The organism is Novosphingobium sp. (assembly GCF_041915465.1).
Classification (GTDB): Bacteria; Pseudomonadota; Alphaproteobacteria; order Sphingomonadales; family Sphingomonadaceae; genus Novosphingobium.
This window is the reverse complement of the sequence record NZ_JAYSBK010000016.1, coordinates 1-23,391: the sequence shown is the minus strand read 5'-3', so window position 1 is coordinate 23,391 and position 23,391 is coordinate 1. Positions and strand designations below refer to the sequence as shown.

Sequence of the window (23,391 nt, the reverse complement as noted above, 5' to 3'; positions counted from 1 at the left end):
CGGCGAGGATCACATGTTCGGGTAGTTCGGGCCGCCGCCGCCTTCCGGCGTCACCCAGGTGATGTTCTGGGTCATGTCCTTGATGTCGCAGGTCTTGCAGTGGACGCAGTTCTGCGCGTTGATCTGCAGGCGCGGTTCGCCTTCTTCCTGGCCGACGAATTCGTAGACCCCAGCCGGGCAATAGCGCGCTTCGGGCCCGGCATAGTGCTTGAGGTTCACTTCCACCGGGATCGAGGGATCGGCCAACTGCAGGTGGCAGGGCTGGTCTTCCTCGTGGTTGGTGTAGGAGAAGCTCACGCTGGTCAGGCGGTCGAAGCTGATCACGCCATCGGGCTTGGGATAGTTGATCGGCTGGTACAGGTCCGCACGGCCAATCGCCTCGCAGTCGCGGTGGTGCTTCATCGGCTTCCACAGGCCGAACCCGAACAGGGTGCGCAGCCACATGTCGGCGCCTGCCAGCAGCGTGCCCAAATCGCCGCCCCACTTGGCGACGAGCGGTTCCGCGTTCTGAACGAGCTTCAGTTCCTTGGCGATCCAGCTGTCGCGCACGGCGGCATCGTATTCGCTCATCGAATCACCTTCACGCCCCGAGGCAATCGCCGCAGCGGCGGCTTCGGCGGCGAGCATCCCGCTCTTCATCGCGGTGTGGCTGCCCTTGATGCGCGGCACGTTGACGAACCCGGCCGAGCACCCGATCAGCGCCCCGCCCGGGAAGTCCAGCTTGGGAACCGACTGCCAGCCGCCCTCGTTGATCGCGCGCGCGCCATAGGAAACGCGGCGACCGCCTTCGAGGATCTTGCGGATTTCCGGGTGCTGCTTCCAGCGCTGGAATTCCTCGAACGGATAGACGTAGGGGTTCTTGTAATCGAGCGCGGTTACGAACCCGAGCGCCACCTGGTTGTTGGCCTGGTGATAAAGGAACCCGCCGCCCCAGCTGTCGCTTTCCGACAGCGGCCAGCCCTGAGTGTGAAGCACACGGCCGGGCACGTGCTTTTCGGGATCGATGTCCCACAGTTCCTTGATGCCGATACCGTAAACCTGGGGTTCGCAGTCCGCTTCAAGGTCGTACCTGGCCTTGATCTGCTTGGTCAGATGGCCGCGCGCGCCTTCGGCAAAGAAGGTGTACTTGGCGTGGAGTTCCATGCCGGGCTGGTAATCGCCCTTGTGGCTGCCATCGCGGGCCACGCCCATGTCCTGCGTCGCCACGCCTTTGACCGAACCGTCTTCGTTATACAGCACTTCGGCCGCGGGGAAGCCGGGGAAGATTTCCACGCCCAGTTCCTCAGCCTTGCCCGCCAGCCAGCGGCACAGGTTGCCAAGACTGCCGGTGTAGTTGCCGTGGTTCGACAGGAACGGAGGCATCGGCCAGTGCGGGATGGCCATGTGCTTATTCTTGGTCAGCACCCAGTGCCAGTTGTCGGTCACCGGGGTTTCGGCCATCGGGCAGCCATCGGTGCGCCAGTCGGGGAGCAGCTCGTCCAGCGCCTTGGGATCGACGACCGCACCCGACAGGATGTGCGCGCCCACTTCCGAGCCTTTTTCAAGGATGCAGACCGAAAGATCGGCATTGACCTGCTTGAGCCGGATCGCCGCAGCCAGGCCAGCCGGCCCGCCACCAACGATCACGACGTCATACGGCATCGATTCGCGTTCGCTCATTTCACACCCACCCTGCCCAGAGTCCGTCGCGAGACAGAGTCTGTCGTTAATTGTCCGGTTGAGCCTTGATTGCAGCGCCCCGGCAGGTCAAGACCGCAATTGTGAGTTTCTCGGAACAAATGACCTCTGGCACGGCGAACCGTAGCGGCATCGGTGCAGGCGATTTCGCGGCGGCGCTGGCCTGGTGGCGGCTTGCCGGGGTCGATCACGACTATTGCGACGAATCGCGCGGCTGGCTTGCGGCCGATGAGCCCGAGCCGCAACCGGCCGTACGGCCGCAGTTCGAAGCCCCCGCCCCGCCCCCGCCCGAACCCGCCCCGCGGATCGGCGGCGAAGCGCACGACCTGCCGCAGGATCTTGCCGCATTCACCGCCTGGTGGATGAGCGAACCCTCGCTCGATAGCGGACAGGTCACAGGGCGCGTCCCTCCGCGTGGCCCTGCGGGTGCGGCGCTGATGGTGCTGGTCGACCATCCCGAAGCAGACGATGGCGCGCGCCTGCTAAGTGCCGCGCATGGCCGCCTGCTTGGCGGCATCCTTTCGGCCCTGGGGCTTGGCGAGGACGAAGCCTATGTCGCCAGCGCCTTGCCGCGCTTCATGCCCTTACCTGACTGGGCTGGTCTGCGCAGCGCCGGACTTGCCGAAATCGTCGCCCGCCACGTCGTTTTGGCAGCGCCGCAGCGCCTATTGGTGATGGGAAGCCACGTCTCGTCGCTGCTTGGCCACGATCCGACGAAAAGCGCTGAAAGTTTACGACGATTTAACCATGAGGGGGTCAGCATTCCGTGGTTGGCCGCCCCGGGACTGGCAGATTTGCTGGCGCGGCCGAAACGGAAGGCAAGGTTGTGGCAGGACCTGCTGGCATTGCAGACAACCTGAAACAGCCTGCCGGGCACGGCCAAATGCCTTTGCCTGGGATTGAGCGGGGACTGTTTAGAGTGATACCACGCGTGGCAACACGAATTGCGGCATTTGCGCTGGCAGGTACCGTCATGGCGCTGCCGCTGGCTGCCCATGCCAACAGTGCGGCGATGAGCTATTTCGCGAACCGCGCCGATCGCAGCGCGGTCCCCAGCCTGCTCTCCAACGAGGACAAGGCCTGGTACAAGGATATTTTCGCCGCGATCGACAAGGGCGACTGGACCAAGGTCCAGGCCATGTTCGCCGCCCGGCCCGATGGCCCGCTGCACCAAGTGGCCAAGGCGGAATACTACCTCGCGCCAAACTCTCCGAAGATCGACTTGCCGACGCTGACCACCTGGCTGGCCGGTGACATTCGCCTGCCCGAGGCCGAACAGATCGAGACGCTGGCGATCAAGCGCGGCGCCACCACTGTGCCGCCCCTGCCCAGCGCCAATTCGTTCTATTCCTCGCCGAGCCGCGCCAAGCGCATTCGCCCGCGCGATACCAATGACGGCACCATGCCCGCGGCGGTTTCCGGCGCGATCAACGCCAAGATCAAGGCCGACGATCCGGCCGGTGCAAAGGCCCTGCTCGACGGGATCGACGCCCAGCTTTCCGGCCCGACCCGCGCCGAATGGCGTTCAAAGGTGGCGTGGAGCTTCTATATCGAGAACGACGACGCCTCGGCCTATGCCCTGGCGCAGACCGCCGCCGAGGGATCCGGCCCGTGGGTTGCCGAAGGGCTGTGGACGGCGGGTCTGGCTGCCTGGCGGCTCGACGATTGCGCTGGCGCGGCCGATGCCTTTGCCCGCACCGCCCAGGTTTCCGAAAATGCCGAGCTGACCGCCGCCGCCTATTACTGGCAGAGCCGCGCGCTGGTGCGTTGCCGCCAGCCGGAAAAGGCCTCGGCCCCGCTGCGCGTTGCCGCCAAGATGGACGAAACGCTCTATGGCATGCTCGCGGCCGAGCAACTTGGCCTGACGCTACCCGCCACTCACGAGCAGCCTGATTTCACCCCCAAGGACTGGCAGGGCCTGCGCGATATCCCGACCGTGCGCACCGCGGTGATGCTGGCGGAAATTGGCCAGGATGGCCTCGCGGATGAGGTTCTGCGCTATCAGGCGCGAATCGGCGATCCGTCGCAGTATCAGCCGCTGTCCCGCCTCGCGCGCGACCTGGGCCTGCCCTCCACCCAGCTGTGGATGGCCTATAACGCGCCGGCCGGGGGGCAATCCGAACCGGCGGCCCGCTTCCCCACGCCAAAGTGGACCCCGGCAAACGGCTGGATCGTGGACCCGGCGCTGGTCTATGCCCACACCTTGCAGGAATCGGTGTTCCGCACCTCGGTGACCAGCCCGGCCGGAGCCAAGGGCCTGATGCAGATCATGCCGAGCGCGGCGCGCCAGCATGCCGGAGCACTGGGCGTGTCGGGCAACCCGAGCGATCTTGCCAAGCCCGAGGTCAACCTCGCCTTCGGCCAGCAGCACCTGACCATGCTGCGCGATTCGGCTGGAACCCAGGGCCTGCTGCCCAAGGTGATGGCCGCCTATAACGCGGGCCTGACCCCGATCACCCGCTGGAACACCGAGATCAAGGACAAGGGCGATCCGCTGCTGTGGATCGAGAGCATCCCCTATTGGGAAACGCGCGGCTACGTGAACATCGTCACCCGCAACTACTGGATGTACGAACGCCAGGCGGGCGGGCCTTCGGAAAGCCGGATGGCCTATGCGCAAGGGTTGTGGCCGACCTTCCCAGGGCTGACCGGCTCCACCGCCGTGCGGATGAAACCCGACGGGACGATCCTGCGTGGCCGTTGATCCTTCGCGGACGTTCAAGCCTGTTTCGATCGCCGTCCTGACCGTTTCCGATACGCGTACGCTGGCCGACGATACGTCTGGCGCGCTGCTGACGGAGCGGGTCAAGGGCGCGGGCCACAAGCTGATCGAACGCGCCATCGTGCGCGATGACGTGGCGCTGATCTGCAGCAGAATCAACACCTGGATCGACGATCCGAAGGTCGATTGCGTGGTCACCACGGGCGGCACCGGCATGACCGGGCGCGATGTCACGCCCGAGGCGCTGGAGCAGCTGCGCACCGCACATGGCGGCAAGGACATTCCCGGCTTTGGCGAACTGTTCCGCTGGATCAGCTTCCGCTCGATCGGCACCAGCACGATCCAGAGCCGCGCCTGCGCGGTGCTGGTGCGCGGAACCTATGTGTTCGCCCTGCCGGGCTCCAACGGCGCGGTGAAGGACGGCTGGGACGGGATCCTTGCCGAACAACTCGACAGCCGCAACCGGCCCTGCAACTTCGTCGACCTGATGCCCCGCCTGCGCGAGAGCTAGAAGCGCGCCCTTGCGGGTTTGTTCTATTTATGTTCTAGTGCCGGGATGGCCAACCGCCCTGCCCCCATCCACGGCCGCGGCGCGCAATCGGGCGCGGTGCCGCAGCGTTTCGGCCTGGCCGCGCGTGTGGCGGATGGCGACTGGCTGGATGCGCGCGAAGAGATCGACGGCCCCGCCCCCAAACTACGCACCGAAGTAACGCTCGAACGACCCCGCACGATCATCGCGCGCAACACCTCGCCCGACATTCCGTTTGACCGTTCGATCAACGCCTATCGCGGGTGCGAACATGGCTGTGCCTATTGCTATGCCCGGCCCAGCCACGCCTTCCACGACCTGTCGCCGGGCCTTGATTTCGAAACCAAACTGTTCGCCAAGCCCGATGCAGCCAAATTGTTGCGCGCCGAACTGGCGAGGCCCTCCTACCGTCCCGCCCCGATCGCGATGGGGACCAACACCGATCCCTATCAGCCGATCGAGGCGCGCTTCTGCATTACCCGCGCCGTGCTGGAAGTGTGCCTTGAGACGCGCCACCCGGTGACCATCACCACCAAGAGCGCGCGGGTGGTGCGCGATCTGGACCTGCTGGCCGAGCTGGCGAAACTGAACCTCACGGCGGTGAGCGTCTCGGTCACCAGCCTCGACCCCAAGCTCTCCGGCCTGCTCGAACCGCGCGCCTCGGCTCCGGCCAAGCGGCTTGATGCGCTGGCGCAACTTGCGGCAGCAGGCGTTCCCGCGCACGTTTCGGTCGCCCCGGTGATCCCGGCGATCACCGATGAGTTCATCGAGGGCATCCTCGAAGCCGCCGCCGCGCGCGGGGTGAAGACCGCAAGCTGGATCATGCTGCGCCTGCCGCATGAGGTGGCGCCGCTATTCAAGGAATGGCTGGAGGTCCACTACCCAAGCCGCGCCGCCAAGGTGATCCACACCGTCCAGGCGATGCGTCACGGCAAGGACAACGATCCCGGCTTCTTCACCCGGATGAAGCCCCACGGCGTCTGGGCCGACGTCTTTCGCACCCGCTTTCGGCTGGCAGCCATGCGGCTGGGGCTGAACCGGGATCAGCCGGTGCTGGATTGCGCGAAGTTTGTCAGGCCGGAGCTGGGCGGACAGTTACGGCTCATTTAACCCCTGAACCGGATCAACCGGCTGTCCGCCACCGCTGCCGTCCGGTGCGGCACGACGTCGCGGATGTAGTCCTCGTTCTTGACCATCGCCATGAAGGCGGCGCTGTTGGGGTAGCCCATTACGAAGGCTTCGTCCCACTCACCCGCCGGGCCGGTGACGACGCATTCCATTGGCGCTTCCCACACCATCGCCGCACCATCGTCTGCCACCAGCTTCTGGAAGCCTGCGCGGTAGATTTCATAGGCCTCCGCCCCGGTCATGCCCTTGCCGTGGTTGGGGTGGCCTTCCGGGTATTCGGCCAGATCGCGGAACTTGATCAGGTTGAGCATGTGGATCGGCGTATCGCGCGGGAGCGACTTGAACACAGTCCAGTTTTCGCGATCGGGGTCGATGTAAGCGGTCATGTCACACCTCCGCCAGCTTGTAGTCCCTGAACCGGTCGCGCAGGTCTTTCTTGCTGATCTTGCCGGTGCCGGTGTGCGGGATTTCGTCCACGAACTCGACCGCGTCGGGCAGCCACCACTTGGCAACGTGCTGCGCCAGGTAATCGCGGATTTCGCTGGCCGAAGCCTCGACGCCGTCCTTTTTCACCACCACCAGGATCGGGCGCTCGTCCCACTTCGGGTGGTAGATGCCGATGGCAGCGGCCTCGGCCACGGCGGGATGACCCACGGCGGCGTTTTCCAGTTCGACCGAGCTGATCCATTCCCCGCCAGACTTGATCACGTCCTTGGTCCGGTCCGTCAGCTGAAGGGTGCCATCGGGGTGGATCACGGCAACGTCACCGGTATCGAACCATTGGTTCGCATCGACGGCATCCTTGTCGGCCTTGAAGTAGCGCTTGATCACCCACGGCCCGCGCACCTGCAGCGCGCCCGAAGTCTTGCCATCGCGCGGCAGAACCTCGTCCGGATCATCCAGGCTGACGCAGCGCAGCTCGACACCGAAGGGCACGCGGCCCTGCATCTGCTTGATGTCGACCTGCCGTTCGAACGGCAGATCGTCCCAATCCCAGGTCTTGGCGCCGGTGGTGCCGATCGGGCTGGTCTCGGTCATCCCCCAGGCGTGGGCGACATTGATCCCGGCCTTCATCAGCCGCTCGATCATGAAGCGCGGCGCGGCCGAGCCGCCGATAATCGCGTGGCGCAGCTTGCCAAGGTCCCCGCCGCTCGCATCGAGATGCTGGAACACCGAAAGCCACACGGTCGGCACCCCGGCCGAATGCGTCACTCCTTCGCGGCTCATCAGGTCGCACAGCACCGAAGCTTCGTTGACCGCGGAGAACACGAATTTCACGCCCCCCGCCGCCCCGGCCCAGGGCAGGCCCCAACTGGCCGCATGGAACATTGGCACCACCGGCAGCATCACCGACCGCGCATCGAAATCGAAGATCGCGGGCTGCAACCCGGTGATCGCGTGAAGGTAAGTGCTGCGATGCTGATACAGCACGCCCTTGGGATTGCCGGTGGTGCCGCTGGTGTAGCACAGCATGCACGGATCGCGCTCGTCGCCGGTGGCCCATTCGGTGTTACCGTCTTCCGCGGCGATCCAGTCCTCGAACTGGCCATCGTCATAGCAGATGTAGTGACGGATCGTGGTCCACTTCGGCTTCATCCGCTCGACAATCGGCTTGAATGCCGCGTCGTAAAGCAGCACCTGATCCTCGGCGTGATTGGCGATATATTCCAGCTGATCGTCGAACAGCCGCGGGTTGACCGTGTGCAGCACCCCGCCCACGCCGACCGCGCCATACCACGAAACGAGGTGACGGCTGTGGTTCATCGCCAGTGTCGCGATCCGGTTGCCCGGTTTGACGCCCAGCTTGCGCAGGGCCTGGGTCATCTTCAAGGCATCGCGCCGCACCCCGGCCCAGGTGGTGCGGGTTTCGCTCCCATCGGCCCAGCGCGTCACGATCTCGCGCTCCCCGTGCTCACGCGCGGCGTGATCGATGATGTGGGTAACCCGAAGGTCAAAATCCTGCATTGCGCCCAGCATTCAAAACCTCTCCTGACGACTTGTCTGTATTACGCGACAAGCCTCAGATGAGCTGGGCCGCGCCGCGCTGTCAGCGTTACATTGGCAATCCCTTCGACACTTGCCAAGCGTTCTGCGAGTTCACCGTCGAGCCGGAAGTCCTTGCCCAGCCGCATCACCGGCTCCTCGCTGCGTCCAGTGCACAGCCTGGCGTAGACTTCGCCGCGCGCTTCGCCATCGGTCGGCAGCAGCATGGCAAGGTCACGCAGCGCCTCTACCCTGAGCACGTCGAGCCTCAGCACCATCGTCGCCACGCTGGTGACTTCGGACAGCGGCCGCGCCCCGCGCACCGTCACGCGCGGCGGCTCGTCCGGACTTGGCGCGTCGAGTTCGACATTGAGCAGCACGCAGGTGCCCTCCTGCGCCCAGCGCACCATCGGTTCGACCAGCGCTTCCTCGAAGCACGAGGCCGAGAACTGGCCCGACGAATCCGAAAATTCCGCCACCACGAAATCGTTGCCGCGCTTGGTCTTGCGGCGCTGCACGCCTTCGACCATCGCCGCCATCACCGCCGGCATCCGCCCGCCGCCCGGAACCCCGGTCTCCATCAGGCTGGCATAGGGCCGCGCCCCGTTGGCCGAGGCGATTTCGCGCCACTGGCCGACCGGATGCTCGGCAAAATAGAAGCCGAAATTCTCGCGCTCCTTCGCCATTTGTTCAGATCGGCTCCACGGCGCGGCTTCGACCAGCCGGACGTTCTGCGCGGCATGGTCCTCGCCCCCGAACAGGCCGTGCTGGCCCGAATTGCGGGTGCGCTCCGCCTCGTCCGCCACGGCCAGCAACATGTCGGCATTGGCCAGTACCTTGGCCCGGTTCGGCTCCAGCGCGTCGAATGCGCCTGCCGCAACCAGCCCTTCAAGCTGGCGGCGGTTCATCGAGCCATAGGGCGTGCGGCGGAACAGGTCTTCAAGGCTGGTGAAGGCCCCGTTCGCCTCGCGCTCAGCCACGATCGCGTCCATCGCCTTTTCGCCGACGTTGCGAATGCCGGCCAGGGCATAGCGCACGGCATAGCCCTCCTCGGTGCGCTCGACGGTGAATTCGGCCTCGGACGCGTTGATATCAGGCCCGGCCACCGCCACGCCGTTGCGACGCATATCGTCGACATAGACCGCCAGCTTTTCCGACTGGTGCATGTCGAAGCACATCGAGGCGGCGTAGAATTCGTGCGGGTAATGGGTCTTCAGCCAGGCCGTCTGGTAAGCGAGCAGCGCATAGGCGGCGGCGTGCGACTTGTTGAAGCCGTACCCTGCGAACTTGTCGATCAAGTCGAACAGTTCGTTGGCCTTGGTCTTGTCGATCCCCGAGACTTCCTTGCAGCCTTCGACGAAGCGCAGGCGCTGCGCGTCCATTTCGGCCTGAACCTTCTTGCCCATCGCGCGGCGCAGCAAGTCTGCATCCCCCAGCGAGTAACCCGCGAGGATCTGCGCCGCCTGCATCACCTGTTCCTGGTAGACGAAGATGCCGTAGGTTTCGGACAGGATACCCGCCAGTTTTTCATGCGGATATTCAATGCTTTCCAGCCCATTTTTGCGGCGCCCGAACAAGGGGATGTTGTCCATCGGACCCGGACGATAAAGCGAGACGAGCGCGATGATGTCGCCGAAATTGGTCGGCTTTACCGCGTTCAGCGTGCGCCGCATCCCTTCGGATTCCAGCTGGAACACGCCGACTGTATCACCCGACTGGAGCAGGTCGTAAACTTGGCTGTCGTCCCACGGCAGGGCGGAGAGGTCGATCCTGATCTCGCGCCGGGAAAGCAGATCAACCGCTTTGCGCAGCACCGACAGCGTCTTGAGGCCGAGGAAGTCGAACTTGATGAGGCCGGTATCCTCGACATATTTCATGTCGAACTGGGTCACCGGCATGTCGGAACGCGGATCGCGGTAGAGCGGCACCAGCTGCGCCAGCGGGCGGTCCCCGATCACCACGCCAGCGGCGTGTGTGGACGAGTTGCGCGGCAGGCCCTCCAGCTGCACTGCAAGGTCGATCAGGCGGTGCACCTCGTCGTCGTTGTCGTATTCGCGCTTCAGCTCGGCCACGCCGTTAAGCGCGCGCGGCAGGGTCCAGGGATCGGTCGGATGGTTGGGCACCATCTTGCAGAGGCGATCGACCTGGCCATAGCTCATCTGCAGGATGCGGCCCGTATCGCGCAGCACGGCGCGGGCCTTCAGCTTGCCGAAGGTGATGATCTGGGCGACGTGATCGAACCCGTACTTGCGCTGGACATAGCGGATCACTTCACCGCGCCGGGTTTCGCAAAAGTCGATATCGAAGTCCGGCATCGAGACGCGTTCGGGGTTGAGGAAGCGTTCGAACAGCAGCCCCAGCTTGATCGGATCAAGGTCGGTAATGGTCAGCGCCCAGGCGACGAGGCTGCCTGCGCCCGAACCGCGCCCCGGACCTACCGGGATGTCGTTGTCCTTGGCCCACTTGATGAAGTCGGCCACGATCAGGAAGTACCCGGCAAAGCCCATGCGGTTGATGATGCCGGTTTCGAAATCGAGCCGGTCGAAATAGGCCTGCCGCTCGGCCGGGTCCATTTCGCCATAGGGCTCCAGCCGCTTTTCAAGGCCGGCGCGCGCGTCTGCCTCCAGCATCCGCGCCTCGCCTTCCTTGTCGCCGGCAAGGCTGGGCAACAGCGGCTTGCGCTTGGGCGGCGCGAAGGCGCAGCGCTGGGCGACGACCAGCGTGTTCTCGGTCGCCTCGGGCAAGTCGGCGAACAGTTCGGCCATCATCGGGCCGGACTTCACCCAGGCCTGCGGCGAAGAGCGCGGGCGGTCCGCCGCATCGACATGGGTCGAATTGGCGATGCACAGCATGGCATCGTGTGCGCCGTAAAAGCCCGGATCGCCGAACATCGCCGGATTGGTCGCAACCAGCGGCAGATTGCGGGCATAGGCAAGGTCGATCAGCGCATCTTCCGCGTCTTCCTCTGCCATGTCGCCGCGTCGCGCCACTTCGACATAGAGCCGCCCCGGAAACAGTCCTTCGAGCCGCTCGGCATAGGCATCTGCAGCCTCGCGCTTGCCCTCGGCCAGCAGCCGCACCAGCGCGCCCTCGCCCGCAGCCGTCAGCGCGATCAGCCCGTCGGTGTGGCCTTCAAGGTCGGCCAGCGTGACGTGGGGTTCCAGTTCCAGCGGGCGATCGAGGTGCGCCTTGCTGACAAGGTGACAGAGGTTGAGCCAGCCATCGTTGTCCTGCGCATAGAGCGCCAGCCAGTCGATCGGGCCGCCCTTATCGTTCTGGCCGGCATCGCGCCGCACGCCCAGCAGGGTGCCGATGATCGGCTGGATCCCGGCGTCCTTGCACGCCCCGGCAAAGATCATCGCCCCGTAAAGGCCGTTGCGATCCGCAATCGCGATCGCGGGAAACTTGCGCTCCTTGGCCAGCTTGGCGATCACCTTGGGATCGAGCGCGCCCTCCAGCATCGAGTAGCTTGAAAGAATGCGCAGCGGGACGAAGCGTTCAAAGGCCATGGGCAGACCCTAGGGCGCGCAAGCGGGATTCGCAAAACCCACGGACCGGCCTTATCCACCGCCCGTCCACCACAGCCGATTGCGCTTTTCATTCGGCGAGCGATATGGTTCTTTGACCACACAAAAAATGCCGGGGAGCAGCTACAGTCACCAGCCTCAGCGATGGGGCGCAAACATAGCAAGGAGACTTGCAATGAACGACAGCAGCACACCCAGTGGAAACAGCGGCTTGATCGACCGCGCCAAGGCAATTACCCTGAACCCTGCCGAGACCTGGCCGGTGATCGCGGCGGAACCGTCCAGCCCCGGCGAGATCATCACCCGCTATGCGATCCCGCTGGCGGCGATCGGGCCGGTCGCGCTGTTCATCGGCGGACAGCTATTCGGCATCTCGATGATGATCGCGACCTATCATCCCAGCCTGATGAGCGGGCTGTCGATGGCGCTGACCAGCTTCGTCATGTCGATCGTCAGCCTGATCGTGGTCGCACTGCTGGCCGACTTTCTCGCGCCAAACTTCGAAGGAACCGCAAACCGAACCCAGGCCTTCAAACTCGTCGCCTATGCGATGACGCCGGGCTGGATTGCGGGCATTCTGGGCATCATGCCCTCGCTGATGATGCTGGGCGTGCTCGCCGGGCTCTACGGGCTATACCTGTTCTATCTCGGCGCAGGTCCGGTGATGAAGGTGCCGCAGGCCAAGGCGGCAGTCTATACCGTCATTACCGCGATCTGCGCGATCGTGCTGATGACCATTGCGGGATCAATCACCCAGCGGGTCGGCAACATGTTCGGCGGCGGCGCGGCAGGCATGATGTCGGGCAATGCAGGCGACAATGTCGAGGTGAACATTCCGGGCGTGGGCAAGATCGATACCGCCAATATCGAAAAGGCGACCAAAGACCTGGAAAACGCCCAGAACGCCAAGCCCGTGGAACTGTCGGCCCTGCAAGCGCTGCTGCCTGCCGCACTGGGGGGCTACAATCGCACGGCGGTTGAATCCACTGGCGCAGGCGCAATGGGCGCCCAGGCCGAAGGCACCTATACCTCGGGCGACAAGACGATCCGCCTGCGCGTGGTGGACATGGCGGCAATGGGTGCGGTTGCCGGGATCATGGGCGGACTTGGCGTCGAGCAGAACCGCGAAGACGCGAATGGCTATGAGCGCACCACCACCAAGGACGGCAGGCTGACCATCGAAAAGTGGGACCGCTCAAGCAATTCGGGCAGCTATGCCACCCAGGTCGCGGGTCGTTTTCTGGTCGAGGCCGAAGGCGAAGCCAACAGCGTCGACGAGCTCAAGTCCGCCGTGGCCAGCATTGATGCGTCCAAGCTGGAAGGGCTCGCCAAGTAACCGCGGCGGCTATGCGAGGCGCTGCGCCTTACAGCAGCGCCTCGATATCCTTGGCCAGGCTTTCCGGCTTGTCGGTCGGGGCATAGCGGCGCACCACCTTGCCGTCGCGGCCGATCAGGAACTTGGTGAAGTTCCACTTGACCGACTTGGTCCCCATTACCCCCGGCGCCTCGGCCTTGAGCCAGTTGTAGAGCGGGGCCGCCCCCGCACCGTTTACGTCGATCTTGCCCATCAGCGGAAAGCTGAGCCCGAAATTGACCTTGCAGAACTGGTCGATCTCGTCCGCGGTGCCCGGCTCCTGGTGGCCGAACTGGTTGCACGGAAACGCGATCACCTCGAAGCCCTGCGGCCCATACTGGCGCCACAGCGCCTCCAGCCCGTCATACTGCGGAGTGAAACCGCACTTGCTGGCGGTGTTGACCACCAGCAGCACCTTGCCAAGCTTGTCCGCAAGGCTGATTTCTTCACCGTTGGGCAGTTTCGCCGTGAAATCGGCAATCGTGTTCTGGCCGCTCATCAAGTTCTCCCCGGAAGGTCCGGCGCGGTCGCCAGACCCATGATTTCAACGTGATTTAGGCGGCGTCCGCCTTCCTTGGCAATTTCGTAATTCGCACGTTCCGCCTCGGGCAGCGAGGCCACGAACCGGACGAGTTCGGCCAGCGTTCCCTGCCGGATGATGCGGAAGGCATTGAGCATCCCGTCGTCGCCCCGCCGGTGTAGCGAGGCAGCGTGGTTCCAGTCGGTGCCCGAAGGGTCGGCGGGTTCACCGCGGAAGGTGGTGGGCGAATTAGCCATGGTCTTGCCTTTCACGCCCCCAAGCCTGCCCTGTTGCCCGGCAGGGACAATGTGCCCGAGAGGCGGGCCTGGTCAAGCGAGACCTGCTATTCGAGCACGCCTTCGTGCAGCCGCACCACGCGGTCCATCGCATGGGCCAGCCGTTCGTTGTGGGTTGCGATCAGGGCCGCACTGCCCTGCCGGCGCACCAGTTCGAGAAACTGGCCGAGCACGAGGTCGGCGGTCTTTTCATCGAGGTTGCCGGTCGGCTCGTCCGCCAGCACCAATGCGGGGCGGTTCGCCAGCGCGCGGGCCACAGCGACGCGTTGTTGCTCGCCGCCTGAAAGCTGGCTGGGGCGGTGATCGAGCCGCGCCCCAAGGCCGAGCGCGCCAAGCAAATCGCGCGCCCGTTCATCCGCCGCGCCGCGCTCCGTTCCGGCGACAAGCTGCGGCAGGACGACGTTTTCGAGCGCGCTGAAATCGGGCAGCAGGTGGTGGAACTGATAGACGAACCCAATCCGGTCGCGCCGCAGGGTGGTGCGGCTATCGCCCGACAGCGCCGAGGCGTCGGTGCCCGCAATCTCGATCCGCCCGCCAAAGCCGCCTTCGAGCAGGCCGACCGCCTGTAGCAACGTGGACTTGCCCGAGCCCGAAGGCCCCAGCAGCGCGACGATCTCGCCCGGCATGACCGCAAGGTCGACCCCGCGCAGCACGTCGATCCGCACCCCGCCCTGCTCGAAGCTGCGGGTCAGGCCCGAAAGTTTGACGACCGGATCATTCATAGCGCAGCACCTGCACGGGATCGGTGCTCGCCGCCTTGAACGCGGGGTAGAGCGTGGCAAGGAAGCTGAACAGCAGCGCCATCAGCGCGATCACGGTGATTTCGACCGGATCGGAGCGGCTGGGCAATTCGGTGAGGAACCGGATCGAGGGGTCCCACAGGTTCTGCCCGGTCACGATCTCCACCAGGTGGACGATCCCCTGACGGAAGAACAGGAACACAAAGCCCAGCGCCAGCCCCGCCAGCGTGCCAAGCGCACCGATCACGAAACCGATGGTCACGAACACCTTGAGCAGTGACCGCCGCGTCGCGCCCATGGTGCGCAGGATCGCGATGTCGCGGGTCTTGGCGCGCACCAGCATGATCAGGCTCGACAGGATATTGAATACCGCCACCAGCACGATGATCGACAGCACCACGAACATCGCCACGCGTTCCACCGCCAGCGCTTCGAACAGGCTTGAGTTGATCGTCTTCCAGTCGGTCACCACGGCCTGCCCGGCCAGCTTCTGGCCGACCGGCGCAAGGATTTCGGCGGCGTGGTCGGGATCGGTCACCTGCACTTCGATCATCCCCACGGTATCGCCGGTCAGCAGCAGTGTCTGCGCGTCCTGCATCGGCATGACCACAAAGCGCTGGTCGTAGTCATAGACCCCGATCTCGAACACGGCGGAAACGTGATAGGCGATCTGGCGCGGGACCGTGCCGAACGGGGTGGATTGGCCCTGCGGATTGATGATCGTGATCGTATCGCCCACCCGCGCGCCAAGGTTGGCGGCAAGTTCCGATCCGATGGCGACATTGCTGGCCCCCGGTTTGAGTTCGCCAAGCGAGCCCGACAGCACCTTGTCGCCCAGCCGCTTGATATCCTCATCCGTATTGCCGCGCGCGAAGATCGCCTCGACCCGGCCGTTGAAGCTGGCGAGCAGCGGCTGTTCGATCAGCGGCGAGGCGCGGGTAACGCCCGGCGTCGCCTTTACCTCCTGCAGCACCTCGCGCCAGTTATCGAGCCGCCCGCCATAGGCCTGGACGATGGCATGGCCGTTCAAACCGACGATCTTGTCGAACAGCTCGGCGCGAAAGCCGTTCATCACGCTCATCACGATAACCAGCGCGGCCACGCCCAGCATCACCGCGACCAGGCTGATCCCCGCGACCAGCGCGATGAAAGCCTCACCCCGCCCGGGCATCATGTAGCGCTTGGCGATGGTCCATTCGAAAGGGGAAAGCAGCAAACGATCCTCGCAGGGGGGCAAGCAGGAATGAGGACCGGGATTTAGGCGTCGCCCGCCGCAGTGGCAAGCGCCGCGCCCCTTTAAACGGGCAGCCGACAGATGAAGGCCGCCCCGGCAAGAGCGAGCCGGAGCGGCCTAACCCGCCCATCAGGCCGCGCAGGCGCGGACCAAGCGCGTCAATCGCGCTGCGGGCGGGTCGTATCTGGTCCGCTGGGGGGCAAGATCGGGACCAGAACCTTGGGCTGATCGCCGGTCAGCGTTTCGAGGAACGCGGCGATCTTGCCAGTTTCGTCATCGTTGATGTCCTGGCCCAGCTGCGCCTTGCCCATCACCTTGATCGCTTCCTTGAGATCCCACGCCGAACCGGTGTGGAAATAGGGCGCGGTCAGGGCGACGTTGCGCAGGGTCGGGACCTTGTAGACGTATTCGTCGGCCGGATCCTTGGTCACGGCCATGCGGCCCTTGTCGGCCACGGGGCGATACTTCGCGTCCGGTGCGGCAACGGCGCCGAACTTGGCATACATCCCGCCGCCGATGTTGATGCCGTTGTGACAAGCGGCGCAGCCCTTGTCCATGAACAGCTTGAGCCCTTCCTTCTGAACCGGGTTCAGCGCATCGGCCTTGCCGTTCAGGTACTGGTCGAAGGGCGCATTGGGCGTGATCAGCGTGGTTTCGAAGGCCGCGATCGCGATTGACACGTTTTGCGCGCTGATCGGGTCCTTCTGGCCCGGAAACGCCTTGGCAAAGGCATCGGCATAGCCGGGGATCGACTTGAGCTGCTCGACGATATGCTCGGGCGGCGAGGCCATTTCGACCGGGTTGACGATCGGCCCGCCGGCCTGTTCGGTCAGGTCCTTGGCGCGGCCATCCCAGAACTGCGCGAAGTTGAACGTCGCGTTGAGCACGGTCGGCGCGTTGCGGCCGCCCAGCTGCCACTTGTGCCCGACCGAGGTGGAAGCATCGTCGCCCCCGCCCAGGCCGATATTGTGGCAGGCCGCGCAGGACAGCGCGTGGCTCGCCGACAGGCGCGGGTCATGATAGAGCATCGCGCCAAGCGCGATCAGGTCCTCGCTCGCCGTGTTGCCCGGAATGTCCTTGTAGCTGGCCGGCAGCGGCTTGAACTGCGCCTGCGCGGCCTTCATCAGGTCATCGGCGGCGGGTGCGGTGACCTGCTGGTTTCCCGAGCAGGCGGCAGCGGTCACGGCGAGGACGGCGGCGCCGACAAGCAGAAGTCTGGACATATTGTCATTCCCAAGTGAACTTCGGCTGCAGCCTTATCCGATCAGGCTGACGTTACGCTGACAGGTCTTTGCGGATCGGCCGCCTGCCCTTGGCGCGGTCCGCATCGCAAAATCATGGTGATGCCGGCTTAGAGCGCCCTTGCCTTTCTGCCGCTTCGGGGCCAAAGCGGCGCCAACACTGGCCGGGTGAATCCATGAACATCACACATCCCTTCCTCGACGCGGACGGCGACAAGCTCCGCGAGGAGTGCGGCATTTTCGGCGTGATCGGCGCCAAGGATGCCGCTGCCCTGACCGCGCTCGGGCTCCATGCCCTGCAGCACCGCGGACAGGAAGCCTGCGGCATCGTCAGCTATGACGGGCACGATTTCTTCGCGCGCAAGGGCCTGGGCCACGTGGCCCAGGTGTTTTCCGACGCGACGATCCTGTCCGAACTGCCTGGCGCCATGGCATCGGGCCACGTGCGCTATTCCACCACCGGCGGCCAGGGCCTGCGCAACGTGCAGCCGCTCCACGCCGACCTGGCGCGCGGCGCTTTCTCGATCGCGCACAACGGCAACATCTCGAACGCCATGCACCTCAAGAAGGAGCTGGTTGAAAAGGGCGCGATTTTCCAGTCGACGTCCGACACCGAAGTGATCATCCACCTGATCGCGACTAGCCGCTATCCCACCCTGCTCGACCGCTTCGTCGATGCGCTGCGGATGGTCGAAGGCGCCTATTCGCTGATCTGCATGACGCCCAAGCGCATGATCGCCTGCCGCGATCCGCTGGGGATCCGTCCGCTGGTGATGGGCAAGATCGGCGATGCGACGGTCTTTGCCAGCGAATCCGTAGCGCTCGACGTGGTTGGCGCGGACTTCGTGCGCGAAGTGGAACCGGGCGAAATCATCGAAGTGCGCCAGGACGGCCGGATGTCCAGCCACCGTCCCTTCGGCAATCCCTCGCCCCGTCCCTGCATTTTCGAGCACGTCTATTTCAGCCGCCCCGACTCGGTGATGGGCGGCCAGTCGGTCTACGAAGTGCGCAGCCGGATCGGCGCGGAACTGGCGATCGAGGCCCCGGTCGAGGCCGACCTGGTGGTGCCGGTGCCGGATTCGGGCGTGCCTGCCGCGATCGGCTATGCCCAGCAGTCGGGCATTCCCTTCGGCCTTGGCATCATCCGTTCGCACTATGTCGGGCGCACTTTCATCCAGCCGTCCGACGGCGCGCGCCAGTCGGACGTGAAGCGCAAGCACAACGCCAACCGCGCCCTCGTCGAAGGCAAGCGGATCGTGCTGATCGACGATTCGATCGTGCGCGGCACCACTTCGATGAAGATCGTGCAGATGATGCGCGATGCGGGCGCCGCCGAAGTGCACATGCGCATCGCCAGCCCGCCAACCAGCCACTCGTGCTTCTATGGCGTCGACACACCGGAACGGTCCAAGCTGCTCGCCGCGCGCATGGGCGTCGATGAAATCAAGCAGTTCATCTATGCCGACAGCCTGGCCTTCGTCTCGATCGACGGCCTCTATCGCGCGGTCGGTGAATCGGGTCGCAACAACGCCTGCCCGCAGCACTGCGATGCCTGCTTCACCGGGGACTATCCCACCCGCCTTACCGACCTTGCCGAGCGCGAGGCCGAGGGCGGGCAGTTGCCGCTGCCGGTCGGGAAAGTCGCGTGAGCGCATTTGCCGGGCAGGTTGCGCTGGTCACCGGGGCCAGCCGGGGCATTGGCGCCGCCACCGCGCAGGCGCTGGCCGCGCAGGGTGCGCACGTGGTGCTCACCGGGCGCGACACCAAGGCGCTGGAAGCGGTTGAGCAGGCGATCTTCGATGCCGGCGGGGCGGCCACCATCGCCCCGGTCGATCTGACCGACGCAGATGGCATCGCGCGCCTTGCCAATGCCATTGCGGAGCGCTGGGGCGTTCTCGACATTCTGGTTCACTCCGCCGCGATCCTGCCGCAGTTGACGCCCGTTGCCGATATCGACCAGGTCAGCTTTACCCGCGCGATCACCGCCAACGTGCTCGCCTCGCAGGCCCTGATCGCGCGCTTCGATCCGCTGCTCAAGAAGAGCAAGGACGCCCGCGTGGTCTACCTTACCACCAGCGTCGCCACCGCCGCGCGCGCCTATTGGGGCGCCTATGCCTCGAGCAAGGCCGCGGCCGAGGTGCTGTTCGATTGCTATGGCCAGGAAGTGCGCAATATCAGCAAGATACGCGTTGCCATTGTCGATCCGGGGGCAACCCGCACGGCGATGCGCGCCAAGGCCTATCCGGGCGAAGACCCCAAGACGGTCAAGGCTCCCGAAGTGGTCGCCGCGCGTTTGGTTGACCTCATTGGTGAACAATTCGCCAGCCCGCACCGCGAACGGGTTAACCAATCGTCATAAGGGCCGCTCAACCAGCTTGCGCCATTCTTTGCAAATCTTGACGGGCAATATCCCGGCAAGGATTGGCAAGAGGGACGCAACTGACATGAGCGATTATCTGATCCAGAACCGGGATCCCTATTTCGCGGCTGCGCAGGAAGATCGCAGCGCTCCGCGCACGCGCATCACCATCCCGGCCACGTTGCGCTTTTCGGGCGCGCGCGGATACCAGAGCGTGGTTCACGATCTGTCGCTCAGCGGCTTCTGCGCCGCTGCGGTCAATCGCATTCACCCCGGCACCGTCTGCTGGCTCACCCTGCCGGGGCTCGAGGCACTGCAGGCCGAAGTGATCTGGTGGGACAACAGCCTGGTCGGCTGTGCCTTCGAACAATTGCTCAGCCCGATCGTTCACGACAATATCCTCACGCGCTGGCGCGGCGAGCCGGTTTACCGGAATCTCTAGGTCGCAAATCCCTAACCGGTGCCGCGATGGCGCCGCTTGGGGATTTATCGACCAAGTCCCCTGGGTTCCCATCCGGTCCGTTTGGCCGGCTGTCCCTTACCCCCCAAACAAGTGCCCGGCTTCGCGTCCCGCCGGGTGGGAGCCCAAGTTCTGAGCCGGTCCGCCAGCGGATCGGCTCAGTTCGTTGCGGCGGTTCGCTTGATCAGCGTCACCTGCGCCACGTCGATCCCGCGCCCTCTGAAGCCGCCTTCGCAGTACATCAGGTAATAGCGCCAGAGCCGGATGAAGCGTTCGTCGAACCCGCTCGGCAGCCGTCCTTCCCGGGCGGCAGAATCGAAGTTCGCGCGCCAGGCCTTCAGCGTTTCGGCATAATCACCGGCAAAGCTGGCCTGGTCGGTCCATTCCAGACCCCGCTCGGCGGCCAGCCGCCGGAACTCCGCCTCGCTCACCAGCATCCCGCCGGGGAAGACATAGGCCTGGATGAAATCGGCGCTGGCGGCATAGGCCGGGAACAATTCGTCACGAATCGCGATGTACTGGATCGCGGCGCGTCCGCCGGGCTTCAGGTTGCGCTGCAGGCAGTCAAAAAACTCGCCCCAGTATTCTCGCCCCACGGCCTCGACCATTTCGACGCTGACGATGGCATCGAACTGCCCCGCCACGTCGCGGTAATCCTGCTTGCGAAAGTCGATCGCGGGATCGTGGCGCCCGCGAGCATAGTCGAGCTGCTCATCCGACAGGCTGATCGCGGTAACCTGCGCGCCAGCGGCCGCCAGCCGCGCCGAAAGAGCGCCCCAGCCGCAGCCGATCTCCAGCACGCTTTGCGCGCCCGCCACCCGCTTGGCGATGGTGTCCAGCTTGTCCTGCTGCGCCTGCGCCAGCGAAGCCGCGCCGCGATCGTAGCGCGCGCTGGAATAGACCATCGCCGGGTCGAGCCACTGGCTGTAGAAATCGTTGCCCAGATCATAGTGCGCGTGGATGTTGCGGCGCGAACCGGCGCGGGTGTTGCGGCGCAGCCGGTGAAACGCGCGCAGCATCACCCGCCACGGCCCGCTGGCGCGCGCCGTTCCGCCCAGCGTTTCCGCATTGGCCATGAACAGTGCGAACAGCGGCACCGGATCCGGACTGTCCCACTCGCCCGCTTCCCAGGCCTGATACCAGCCGATCGAACCGCCCGTTGCCAGGCGCAGCAAGGCGCGCCAGTCCCTGAGGTTGACGATCGGTTCGAAACCGGGTGCCCGGCCGCCAAGCCGCCGCTGCGAGCCGTCGGGCAGGTTCGCATGGATCGCACCGGAGGCGAGCCCGGCGTCGATCCGGTCGAGCAACTTGTGAAAGCCGCCGGCCCAGGCGCGCGCCAGCCACTGCGGCCCGACACCTAGCGATCGGCCGCCTGAAACGAGCTCGGCTCCCCTTCCGGACGTTTCGAAATTCATGCCGCCGCATATGGACCGGGCCCGCGCGGCGGGCAATCCGCCCCGGGCAGTTATCCCGGCCAGCCTTGCATGATCGGCGATGGATTGCCTTGCGATCTCAGCGGGTCACTGCCTCGAAGATGGCCTGGTTGAGCGGCCGGATGAATTCGCAGCCGAATTCGAAGTCCTCGACCCAGGCAACGCGTGCCTCGATGGGTTCGATATGGCCGATCTTGATCCAGAAGCGATCTTCGGGATGGACCAGGTAAACACCCTGAACCCGCGCACCGAACGGCGAAATGTCGCACACCTTTACCGTGGCGCGCTTGGTGCCGAACCGAAACTGCACAACAGCTTCATACTGCTTGCGTTCGGCCTTGCGGCCACCTGTTGCCTCGAAAACCGGTTCACTCGCCATTGGACACCGTTGCAGGAAAAGCCTGTGACGGCCGAAAGTCTAGGATTTCCGGGTAAAATAGCGGTTAACGAGTTCTTGAGGATTCACGGTCGAAAATTCAATAGTTTAGCCAAAGCAAGGGCACGCCCGACTGGTCAGGCGCGCCCAGGTTTCTGATGCATTACGGGGCCGATTCGACAGGATCGGCCCGCGCTGCCTAGAACTTCACTTCAACCTGCACGTTGAACGAACGGCCCCGCGGATCGGCGACGCGCGGCTCCCACGAGCTGCCCGCGCCGGTGTTGCCGTCATAGGTGATGGCGAACGGCGGATCGGTGTTGAGGATGTTCTTCACCCCGAAGGTCAGCTTGTAACCCGGCGCGAGGCCAAGATAGCTGACCGACAGGTTGTAGATCGAATAGGGATCGACCTTGGCGTTGAAATCCGGACGGGTGACGGTACCGGCGGCGATGCCCGGCAGCATCTGGTTGTCATAGCCCGAACGGAAGATCTGGGTCAGCGTCACCACGAAATCGTCGGTGCCATAGCTGATCCAGGCATTGTGCTTCCAGCGCAGGCCAAGGTCGCCCGCGAAGGAAAACACGCCGATCTGGCTCGCGCTCCACGGCGCGGTCGGGGTGAGCTTTTCCTTCTTCTGGATCAGCAGCGTGCCATCGAGTCCGAGCGAGATGACGCCCTTGCCCACTTCGAACCCGCCGCGTGCGGCGAACTCGATCCCCTGGGTGCGGCGGGCACCGGCATTGATCCAGGTGTCGTCGATCACCGTGATGGCGTTGCTGCCATCGCGAATGAAGCGGTCCGGAAACAGCGAGGCGTTGTCGATCAGCTGGCGCAGGGTCAGCAGCTGGATCGTGTTGTCGACATTGATCATCCACCAGTCGGCCGACAGGCTGAAGCGCGGGGCCGGTTTGAACACGAAGCCGACGCTGGCCATCTTGGCCGTTTCAGGCCCGAGGTTCAGGTTGCCCCCGGTCCAGATGTCGGGCCGGATGATCGCGCAGGACGGGTTGGTGGCGTTCGGCACGCCGCCCGGGCAGGCCACCGGATCGGCCAGGTCGCTACCCGAATAGGGGCTTTCGGTTACGCCGTTGAAGATCTGGTTGAAGGTCGGCACGCGGAAGCCGGTCGAATAGGAGCCGCGCAGCAGCAGCCAGTCGGTCGGCTGGAACTTGACCGTCACCTTGGGATTGGTGGTGGTGCCAAAGCCCGTGTAGTCGTCGATGCGGAATGCGCCGCTGACCGTCAGCATGTCGAAGATCGGCAGATTGATTTCCGCGTAGGCCGCCTTCACGTCGCGGTGCTTGGGGGTAAGCGCGTTGACGTTGTCGAACGCGGCCAGGAAGATCACCGGCTGGTTCGCGGCAGCCGCGGCAGAGCCGTTGAACTCGTAGATTTCGCGGCGATAATCGACCCCTGCGGCGATCTGGACGTCACCGCCCGGCAGCGCGAACAACGGGCCCGAAATCGAAGCGTCGGCTTCCTTGACGATGTAGCGCCCGCCATAGAGCGTGACGCCTTCCGCCGAAACCGCATCGAGACCCGACAGCGCCGTCGCGGTCTGCGTCAGGCTGAAGGGGTTGAGAATGCCGGCGTTGATCAGGCCGATGATGCCGGGAACGGTCGCCCCCGGCGCGATCGGCGCGGCCGGATCAGGCTTGCCGTTCACACCCGTGCCGGAAAGCGTACCGCGATAGTAGTAGCCCGAGCCGAGGACCGACGAGCTTTCGCTGCGGGCATAGGATGCGCCGATCTTGTAATCCCAGCCCTCGAGCGGCAGCGGCCCTTCAAGCGCGAGGTAGGCGCGCAGGG

General features: G+C 64.9%; 20 protein-coding genes. 8 read left to right on the top strand and 12 right to left on the bottom strand.

Annotation, left to right across the window (positions count from 1 at the left end; genetic code table 11):
* Positions 1 to 9: 9 nt before the first annotated feature.
* On the bottom strand, positions 10 to 1,659 hold the full coding sequence (locus ACE3SN_RS04865; protein ID WP_374528016.1) for an electron transfer flavoprotein-ubiquinone oxidoreductase: 1,650 nt from the start codon (positions 1,657 to 1,659) through the stop codon (positions 10 to 12).
* Positions 1,660 to 1,778: 119 nt separating this feature from the next.
* Between ACE3SN_RS04865 and ACE3SN_RS04860 the strand changes: the two genes are divergently transcribed.
* The 4 genes from ACE3SN_RS04860 to ACE3SN_RS04845 all read left to right on the top strand — a co-directional run bounded on the left by ACE3SN_RS04860 (position 1,779) and on the right by ACE3SN_RS04845 (position 6,038).
* Positions 1,779 to 2,537, top strand: coding sequence for a hypothetical protein (locus ACE3SN_RS04860; RefSeq protein ID WP_374528014.1), 759 nt, complete (start codon positions 1,779 to 1,781; stop codon positions 2,535 to 2,537).
* A gap of 113 nt (positions 2,538 to 2,650) precedes the next feature.
* Positions 2,651 to 4,381 (top strand): lytic transglycosylase domain-containing protein, encoded by a 1,731-nt coding sequence (locus tag ACE3SN_RS04855; RefSeq protein WP_374528055.1) that lies wholly within the window; start codon positions 2,651 to 2,653, stop codon positions 4,379 to 4,381.
* A complete protein-coding gene (gene moaB, locus ACE3SN_RS04850) occupies positions 4,371 to 4,910 on the top strand; it encodes a molybdenum cofactor biosynthesis protein B (protein ID WP_374528013.1) in 540 nt (179 codons plus the stop codon). The genes ACE3SN_RS04855 and moaB overlap by 11 nt, the downstream gene beginning before the upstream one ends.
* A 45-nt stretch (positions 4,911 to 4,955) precedes the next feature.
* Positions 4,956 to 6,038, top strand: coding sequence for a PA0069 family radical SAM protein (locus ACE3SN_RS04845; protein WP_374528011.1), 1,083 nt, complete (start codon positions 4,956 to 4,958; stop codon positions 6,036 to 6,038).
* Here ACE3SN_RS04845 and ACE3SN_RS04840 read toward each other — a convergent pair.
* The 3 genes from ACE3SN_RS04840 to dnaE are packed head-to-tail and all read right to left on the bottom strand — an operon-like array spanning position 6,035 to position 11,548.
* A complete protein-coding gene (locus ACE3SN_RS04840; protein WP_374528009.1) occupies positions 6,035 to 6,442 on the bottom strand; it encodes a DUF1330 domain-containing protein in 408 nt (135 codons plus the stop codon). The genes ACE3SN_RS04845 and ACE3SN_RS04840 overlap by 4 nt on opposite strands.
* Position 6,443: 1 nt before the next feature.
* Positions 6,444 to 8,033, bottom strand: a complete 1,590-nt coding sequence (locus ACE3SN_RS04835; RefSeq protein ID WP_374528007.1) for a long-chain fatty acid--CoA ligase — start codon at positions 8,031 to 8,033, stop codon at positions 6,444 to 6,446.
* A 29-nt stretch (positions 8,034 to 8,062) separates the two neighbouring features.
* A complete protein-coding gene (dnaE, locus tag ACE3SN_RS04830) occupies positions 8,063 to 11,548 on the bottom strand; it encodes a DNA polymerase III subunit alpha (protein WP_374528005.1) in 3,486 nt (1,161 codons plus the stop codon).
* A 193-nt stretch (positions 11,549 to 11,741) separates the two neighbouring features.
* Here dnaE and ACE3SN_RS04825 point away from each other — a divergent pair, with 193 nt between their 5' ends.
* Positions 11,742 to 12,902 carry a Yip1 family protein gene (locus tag ACE3SN_RS04825; protein WP_374528003.1) on the top strand — a complete coding sequence of 387 codons (1,161 nt, stop codon included), beginning with the start codon at positions 11,742 to 11,744 and terminating at the stop codon, positions 12,900 to 12,902.
* A gap of 28 nt (positions 12,903 to 12,930) precedes the next feature.
* Here ACE3SN_RS04825 and ACE3SN_RS04820 read toward each other — a convergent pair whose 3' ends face one another.
* From ACE3SN_RS04820 to ACE3SN_RS04800, 5 genes are all read right to left on the bottom strand, one after another.
* The gene (locus ACE3SN_RS04820; RefSeq protein ID WP_374528001.1) at positions 12,931 to 13,419 is read right to left on the bottom strand and encodes a glutathione peroxidase; all 489 of its coding nucleotides are present in this window, start codon (positions 13,417 to 13,419) and stop codon (positions 12,931 to 12,933) included.
* Positions 13,419 to 13,697 carry a hypothetical protein gene (locus tag ACE3SN_RS04815; RefSeq protein ID WP_374528000.1) on the bottom strand — a complete coding sequence of 93 codons (279 nt, stop codon included), beginning with the start codon at positions 13,695 to 13,697 and terminating at the stop codon, positions 13,419 to 13,421. Before ACE3SN_RS04815 ends, ACE3SN_RS04820 begins: the two co-directional genes overlap by 1 nt.
* An 86-nt stretch (positions 13,698 to 13,783) precedes the next feature.
* Positions 13,784 to 14,458, bottom strand: coding sequence for an ABC transporter ATP-binding protein (locus tag ACE3SN_RS04810; protein ID WP_374527998.1), 675 nt, complete (start codon positions 14,456 to 14,458; stop codon positions 13,784 to 13,786).
* On the bottom strand, positions 14,451 to 15,692 hold the full coding sequence (locus tag ACE3SN_RS04805; protein WP_374527996.1) for a lipoprotein-releasing ABC transporter permease subunit: 1,242 nt from the start codon (positions 15,690 to 15,692) through the stop codon (positions 14,451 to 14,453). Before ACE3SN_RS04805 ends, ACE3SN_RS04810 begins: the two co-directional genes overlap by 8 nt.
* A gap of 176 nt (positions 15,693 to 15,868) precedes the next feature.
* Positions 15,869 to 16,933, bottom strand: a complete 1,065-nt coding sequence (locus ACE3SN_RS04800; protein WP_374527994.1) for a cytochrome-c peroxidase — start codon at positions 16,931 to 16,933, stop codon at positions 15,869 to 15,871.
* A 194-nt stretch (positions 16,934 to 17,127) separates the two neighbouring features.
* On the opposite strand from ACE3SN_RS04800, the gene purF reads away from it, so the two are divergent.
* From purF to ACE3SN_RS04785, 3 genes are all read left to right on the top strand, one after another.
* Positions 17,128 to 18,600, top strand: a complete 1,473-nt coding sequence (gene purF, locus ACE3SN_RS04795) for an amidophosphoribosyltransferase (protein ID WP_374527992.1) — start codon at positions 17,128 to 17,130, stop codon at positions 18,598 to 18,600.
* Entirely contained in the window at positions 18,597 to 19,310 is a 714-nt protein-coding gene (locus ACE3SN_RS04790) for an SDR family NAD(P)-dependent oxidoreductase (RefSeq protein ID WP_374527989.1), read from the top strand. Before purF ends, ACE3SN_RS04790 begins: the two co-directional genes overlap by 4 nt.
* An 85-nt stretch (positions 19,311 to 19,395) precedes the next feature.
* Positions 19,396 to 19,752: a PilZ domain-containing protein gene (locus ACE3SN_RS04785; protein ID WP_374527986.1), complete on the top strand. Its 357-nt coding sequence runs from the start codon at positions 19,396 to 19,398 to the stop codon at positions 19,750 to 19,752.
* A 176-nt stretch (positions 19,753 to 19,928) separates the two neighbouring features.
* Here the strand turns inward: ACE3SN_RS04785 and ACE3SN_RS04780 are convergent, their stop codons facing one another.
* The 3 genes from ACE3SN_RS04780 to ACE3SN_RS04770 all read right to left on the bottom strand — a co-directional run.
* The gene (locus ACE3SN_RS04780; protein ID WP_374527984.1) at positions 19,929 to 21,185 is read right to left on the bottom strand and encodes a class I SAM-dependent methyltransferase; all 1,257 of its coding nucleotides are present in this window, start codon (positions 21,183 to 21,185) and stop codon (positions 19,929 to 19,931) included.
* A 97-nt stretch (positions 21,186 to 21,282) separates the two neighbouring features.
* Entirely contained in the window at positions 21,283 to 21,582 is a 300-nt protein-coding gene (locus ACE3SN_RS04775) for a PilZ domain-containing protein (RefSeq protein WP_374527981.1), read from the bottom strand.
* Between the two features lie 196 nt (positions 21,583 to 21,778).
* The coding region (locus ACE3SN_RS04770) for a TonB-dependent receptor domain-containing protein (RefSeq protein ID WP_374527979.1) at positions 21,779 to 23,391 on the bottom strand (1,613 nt) is incomplete at its 5' end.

Excerpts from the sequence above, each read along its gene's own strand:
- ACE3SN_RS04810 (WP_374527998.1), bottom strand. The coding sequence starts at position 14,458 with ATGAATGATCCGGTCGTCAAACTTTCGGGCCTGACCCGCAGCTTCGAG.
- ACE3SN_RS04860 (WP_374528014.1), top strand. The coding sequence starts at position 1,779 with ATGACCTCTGGCACGGCGAACCGTAGCGGCATCGGTGCAGGCGATTTC.
- ACE3SN_RS04775 (WP_374527981.1), bottom strand. The coding sequence starts at position 21,582 with ATGGCGAGTGAACCGGTTTTCGAGGCAACAGGTGGCCGCAAGGCCGAA.
- purF (WP_374527992.1), top strand. The coding sequence starts at position 17,128 with ATGAACATCACACATCCCTTCCTCGACGCGGACGGCGACAAGCTCCGC.
- dnaE (WP_374528005.1), bottom strand. The coding sequence starts at position 11,548 with ATGGCCTTTGAACGCTTCGTCCCGCTGCGCATTCTTTCAAGCTACTCG.
- ACE3SN_RS04840 (WP_374528009.1), bottom strand. The coding sequence starts at position 6,442 with ATGACCGCTTACATCGACCCCGATCGCGAAAACTGGACTGTGTTCAAG.
- ACE3SN_RS04845 (WP_374528011.1), top strand. The coding sequence starts at position 4,956 with ATGGCCAACCGCCCTGCCCCCATCCACGGCCGCGGCGCGCAATCGGGC.
- ACE3SN_RS04800 (WP_374527994.1), bottom strand. The coding sequence starts at position 16,933 with ATGTCCAGACTTCTGCTTGTCGGCGCCGCCGTCCTCGCCGTGACCGCT.
- ACE3SN_RS04825 (WP_374528003.1), top strand. The coding sequence starts at position 11,742 with ATGAACGACAGCAGCACACCCAGTGGAAACAGCGGCTTGATCGACCGC.
- ACE3SN_RS04865 (WP_374528016.1), bottom strand. The coding sequence starts at position 1,659 with ATGAGCGAACGCGAATCGATGCCGTATGACGTCGTGATCGTTGGTGGC.
- ACE3SN_RS04780 (WP_374527984.1), bottom strand. The coding sequence starts at position 21,185 with ATGAATTTCGAAACGTCCGGAAGGGGAGCCGAGCTCGTTTCAGGCGGC.
- ACE3SN_RS04785 (WP_374527986.1), top strand. The coding sequence starts at position 19,396 with ATGAGCGATTATCTGATCCAGAACCGGGATCCCTATTTCGCGGCTGCG.
- ACE3SN_RS04820 (WP_374528001.1), bottom strand. The coding sequence starts at position 13,419 with ATGAGCGGCCAGAACACGATTGCCGATTTCACGGCGAAACTGCCCAAC.
- ACE3SN_RS04835 (WP_374528007.1), bottom strand. The coding sequence starts at position 8,033 with ATGCTGGGCGCAATGCAGGATTTTGACCTTCGGGTTACCCACATCATC.
- ACE3SN_RS04815 (WP_374528000.1), bottom strand. The coding sequence starts at position 13,697 with ATGGCTAATTCGCCCACCACCTTCCGCGGTGAACCCGCCGACCCTTCG.
- ACE3SN_RS04855 (WP_374528055.1), top strand. The coding sequence starts at position 2,651 with ATGGCGCTGCCGCTGGCTGCCCATGCCAACAGTGCGGCGATGAGCTAT.